This is a genomic window from Thermomonas alba, from assembly GCF_022419205.1.
Lineage (GTDB): Bacteria > Pseudomonadota > Gammaproteobacteria > Xanthomonadales > Xanthomonadaceae > Thermomonas > Thermomonas alba.
In genome coordinates, this window is sequence record NZ_JAJOZU010000038.1 from 1 (window position 1) to 603 (window position 603).

The 603-nt window shown below is 73.1% G+C and carries 1 protein-coding gene; it reads right to left on the reverse strand.

Annotated elements, in window-relative coordinates; genetic code table 11:
- A partial coding sequence (locus ML342_RS11625) for an HD-GYP domain-containing protein (RefSeq protein ID WP_240127183.1) occupies positions 1-603 on the reverse strand: 603 nt, incomplete at both ends.

Consider the following 603-nt stretch of genomic DNA (forward strand, 5'->3'; position numbering starts at 1 on the left):
GCGGCCAGGCCGGCTTGTACGGGCGCGCGCTGGTCAGCGCGTCGAACACGTCCGCGACGGCCACGATGCGCGCCTCGGCGCTGATCGCCTCGCCCCGCAAGCCGTGCGGGTAGCCGCTGCCGTCCCACTTCTCGTGGTGGCACGCGACCACCTGGGCGGCGGCGGCCAGCCAGGGGATGTCGGCGACGATCTCCTCGCCCAGCGCGACGTGGGTGCGCATGACGCGCATCTCGTCGTCGTCGAGGCGGCCGGGCTTGAGCAGGATGCGGTCGGGGATGCCGATCTTGCCGACGTCGTGCAGGAAGCTGCCGATGATGAGCGCGCGCATGGCGTCGTCGCGCAGGCCCAGCGTCTCGCCCAGCCGCGCGGCGATCCAGGCCACGCGGTAGTTGTGCGCGCCGGTGTCGGAGTCGCGCTTGGCAATGGCGCGGCCGAGCGCCTCCATCATCGCCACGTGCGAGGCCAGCACTTCCTGCGCCTTGCGCTCGTTGTCGCGCGACAGGTGCATGACGATGGGCGTGATTACCAGCCCGCACAGGATGGCCGCCAGCGCCGCCAGGGCCGCGGCGCCCAGCGCGTCGCCGCGCAGTTGGTCGCGCTGCC